This window comes from Streptomyces sp. 13-12-16 (genome assembly GCF_002114215.1).
GTDB lineage: Bacteria > Actinomycetota > Actinomycetes > Streptomycetales > Streptomycetaceae > Streptomyces.
The window spans coordinates 1-3,298 of sequence record NZ_NCTE01000941.1 but is presented as its reverse complement, the minus strand read 5'-3'; the positions used below and the strand labels follow the sequence as shown (position 1 = coordinate 3,298).

At 73.8% G+C, this 3,298-nt stretch carries 3 protein-coding genes; 2 read left to right on the top strand and 1 reads right to left on the bottom strand.

Annotated elements, in window-relative coordinates:
- The coding region (locus tag B7767_RS32575) for an ATP-dependent helicase C-terminal domain-containing protein (protein ID WP_306298016.1) at positions 1 to 560 on the top strand (560 nt) is incomplete at its 5' end.
- Between the two features lie 19 nt (positions 561 to 579).
- Here B7767_RS32575 and B7767_RS32570 read toward each other — a convergent pair.
- A complete protein-coding gene (locus tag B7767_RS32570) occupies positions 580 to 2,358 on the bottom strand; it encodes a lytic transglycosylase domain-containing protein (protein ID WP_085575268.1) in 1,779 nt (592 codons plus the stop codon).
- Between the two features lie 286 nt (positions 2,359 to 2,644).
- Here B7767_RS32570 and B7767_RS32565 point away from each other — a divergent pair.
- Positions 2,645 to 3,298 (top strand): DUF4184 family protein (locus B7767_RS32565; RefSeq protein ID WP_085575269.1); only part of this gene is annotated, 654 nt, incomplete at its 3' end.

Below are 3,298 nucleotides of genomic sequence, written 5' to 3'. Positions count from 1 at the left end.
GGTGGCCGGCCGGGGCCGTCGTACTGCGGCAGCGGCTGGCGTTCCTGCACGGCCGGCTCGGTGCGCCGTGGCCCGATGTCTCCGACGAGGCGCTGCACGCGCGCGTGGCGGAGTGGCTGGAGCCGGAACTGAGCCGGGCCCGGCGACGGGCCGACCTCGGGCGGATCGACGCCGGGCAGGCGCTCGCGCGGCTGCTGCCCTGGGCCTCCGGCGAGGCCGTACGGCTCGACGAGCTCGCCCCCGAGCGGATCACCGTGCCCAGTGGGTCCGGGATCCGGATCGACTACTCCGACCCGGAGCAGCCGGTGCTCGCCGTGAAGCTGCAGGAGATGTTCGGGCTCCAGGAGTCACCGCGGGTGGCCGGGGTGCCGCTGCTGGTGCACCTGCTGTCCCCGGCCGGGCGGCCCGCCGCCGTGACCGCCGACCTCGCCTCGTTCTGGCGGGACGGCTACAAGGGCGTACGGGCCGAACTGCGCGGGCGCTACCCCAAGCACCCCTGGCCGGAGGATCCGGCCACCGCCGAGCCGACCCGGCACACCAACGCGCGGCTCAGGCGGTGATCCGTTCGTCCCGGTTCCGTCAGGTGGCGGGGCTCTCCGACGGGCTGGTGGACGGGCTCTCCGACGGGGCCGGGGGCTCCGTCCCGGCCGGGGGCTCCGTCCCGGCCGGCGGCTCCGTCCCGGCCGGCGCCGCCACGGTCAGCTCGACCGTGACGGTCGCTCCGCCCGCGGTGGTGACGAGGAGCAGGAACGTGCCCTCGGTGTCGTCCGCGTAGAGCCGGGGCAGCTTCAGCAGGCCGTCCGCGTCCGTCGTCAGACCGCTCAGGGTGCGTACGGCCTTGCCGTCGGCGTCCTTGAAGTAGGGGCCCTTGCCGTTCTCCGTCTCGTCCCCGGCCGACTTGACGAGCGTCGCGGTGGCGGCGACCTTGTCGGCGACCGCGCCCTTGTAGGTGGCCTTCAGCTCGACCGCGTCCGCGAACTCGCCGCCCGGCGTACAGGTCAGCTCCTTCGTACCGGTGCGGACGAGGGTGTCGGCGGCGCGCTCGGTGACGGTCGCCCGGTAGGTGACGCCCTTGACCGTACGGCCGACCACCGCGGCCCGGACGGTGACGGGACCGGTCTTCTCCCCCGCCCGGAGCGCGGGGGCCACGGCGACGCCCGAGCCGTTGGTGACGACGGTGGCCACGCTCTCGCCGTCGGTGAAGGTGGTGTCGGTGTCACCGACGATGGTGAACCGGATCCGCACCTTGGCCACGGCCTTGCCGGCGTCCGTCTCCGCGCGGGCGCTCATCCGCTCGGTGAACGCGTCGCCCGCCATCGCGGTGAGCCGCGCGGTACCGGCGTCCTCCAGGTGGTCCACCGTGTCGGTGGGGGTGGGCGGGGTGGTGGGCGGAGTGGTGGCGGGCGGCGGCGTGCCCGGGTTGCCGGAGCCGGCCGGCTTCTCCGGCTTCGGGCTGGGCTTCGGCGACGGCGACGTGCTCGGCGGAGTGCCCGGCGCCGTCGGGGAGGGACGCACCGTGACGGTGCTGTCGCTGCGGTCCCTGGGCAGCGTGCCGGTGCCGTCGGGGATCTCGTGGGTGCCCCTGCGGTAGTACTCCAGCCACGACATGACGGTGTTCAGGTACTCCGTCGACTGGTTGTAGCTGAGGATCGCCCTGTCGAGGTCCCGCTGGTCGGACAGGTCCCAGCCGTTGCGGCACAGGTAGTGGCCGGCGGCGAGGGCGGCGTCGTAGATGTTGTTGGGGTCCTCACGGCCGTCGCCGTTGCCGTCGCGGCCCGCCCACTCCCAGGTGGAGGGGATGAACTGCATGGGGCCGACGGCCTGGTCGTAGGAGCTGTTGCCGTCGTAGGCACCGTCGTCGGTGTCCTTGATGAGGGCGAAGCCGTTGCCGTCGAGCTGGGGGCCGAGGATGGGCGAGAGGGTGGTGCCGTCGGCGTCGACGCGTCCGCCGCGGGCCTGACCGGACTCCACCTTGCCGATGGCGGCGAGGAGTTGCCAGGGCAGGTTGCAGCCGGGCTTCTTCTCGCGCAGCGTCGCCTCGGCCCGCTTGTAGGCGTCGAGGACCGTCGCGGGTATGCCGGCCTCGGTCACGCCGGACGTGTCCGTCCCGGTGCTCGCGGACGGGGCGGGGTTGGGGCTGTTGAGCGGCGGCAGGTCCGTGTAGTACGGCGAGTTGCCGGTCGCGCCGGCGTCGGCGGCCTCCTCGGGCGAGGACGTGGCGTCCGAGGTGGTCTGCCCTCCCTGACCGTCGGTCGTCGCGCCGGGGGCCTGGGACGCGGCCAGGGCCGCCACCGCCGCCGCGGCGACGGCGGTGGTCGTCACTCCCTTGCGCAGCCTCCTGCCGAATTGCGCCGCCATAGAGTGAGCCCCTCCCCTGAACGCCGTGACGTCCGTCAGCCTGTGTCGTGTTCGCCCTGTTGTGACGATCTACCCGCCCCGCTGGTTGCCCTCCTGGGGGCATCCGGCACGACGGCCCTCGCGACCCTACGACAACTTCCTTTGCCCGGACACCTGTTCATGCCCGATATTCACCGGTTCACCACGTTCCCGTGGGACGGGAGTCACCGCGGGGCGTCCCGCATACTGGGGCCTGCCGATCAGGTGGGCCCGCGGGCCCGGTCAACCACTGTCACGAGGAGCCGCGTTGCCGTTCACGCTGAGCCATGCGGTGGCGGTGCTGCCCGCCGTGCGCACCGACGGGAGCGGGCGGGGCCCCCTGGTTCCCGCCGTACTGGTCGCGGGCAGCTTCGCTCCCGACATGACCTATTACGCGGCGAGTGTCCGGTCCGGGGCGATGGAGTTCGGTGACGTCACCCATGCGTTCTGGGGTGTGTTCACGGTCGACGTGCTCATCGCCTGGGCGCTGGTGGGGCTGTGGCTGCTGGTGCGCGAACCGCTGGTGGCGCTGTTGCCGCGGGCCCGGCAGGGGCGGGTGGCGACGCTGCTGCGCTGCGGGGCGCCGCGTGCGCGGACGCGGCCGTCGCTGGTGGCGCGCTGGTACGTCTCGGCCGTGGTGGGGGCGTTGACGCACGTGGTCTGGGACGCGTTCACGCATCTCGACCGGTGGGGGATGCGGGTGTTTCCCGTGCTGGGCGAGAAGGTGGCGGGGTCGCCGCTGTACTGGTACCTGCAGTACGGCGGTTCGGCGGTGGCCGCGGTCGTCATCGCGCTGTTCGTGGCGCGGGCACTGCGGCGGACGGCCCCCGGGGGCGAGCCGGCGGGGGTGCCCGTGCTGTCCGCCGGGGACCGGTGGTGGGCCGTCGCGCTGCTCGGCGGGTGCGCGGTGGTGGCCGCGGTG